The following is a 613-nucleotide window of genomic DNA, read 5'->3' as shown; positions in this document are numbered from 1 at the left end:
ACGCCGCCGGCCCCGCCGGTTCCCCCGATGCCCATGAACCAGCCGCCGGCACCACCATCGCCGCCGGCGGCGCCGATAGCACCGAGACCGCCGGCCCCGCCGTGGCCGAAGAGTCCCGCGTCGCCGCCGGCACCACCGTCGGCACCGGCTCCGCCGTTGCCGAACAGGAACCCGCCGTCACCGGCGTCGCCGAACCAGCCCCACTGGCCGAACAGGCTGGAGTTGACGCCGTCGAAGCCGTCAATCCCGTCGCCGATCAGATCGCGGCCGAAGAGGGCGACAAACGGTGCGTTGACCAAGCCCATGCTGAGCTCGCCCAACGGGTCGGCAATCCACTCGTTCAGCCCGTTGTGCAGCGGCGTGTAGAGGAGTTGGTTCACCCAGTCGGTGGCGTCGAGGGACTGGCCCGGTCCCGGCCAGGCCAGCACTGCGTCGATGACGTCGGAGAACAGCTTGTTCGTCGACGGGGGAAGTTGATCGGTGAAGGACTGAGCCAGCGCCATCAGACTGCCCAGGTCGAGACCGCCCGCCGCGCTTCCGGCGACCGCCACCGGTTCCGCGGCCGCGAACATCCAATCCCAATCCGCCTGCGCGGGCCCGGCGGCCGGCAGCG

The 613-nt window shown here is 71.1% G+C and carries 1 pseudogene; it reads right to left on the bottom strand.

Going from position 1 to position 613, the window contains the following annotated elements:
• Positions 1 to 613 (bottom strand): annotated as a pseudogene (locus A5694_RS24120) (hypothetical protein); the annotation flags it as partial.

Origin of the sequence: Mycolicibacter sinensis, assembly GCF_001667945.1 — a bacterium.
Taxonomy (GTDB): Bacteria; Actinomycetota; Actinomycetes; order Mycobacteriales; family Mycobacteriaceae; genus Mycobacterium; species Mycobacterium sinense_B.
The sequence above is the reverse complement of the archived record's forward strand: the minus strand, read 5'-3'. Positions and strand labels throughout refer to the sequence as shown.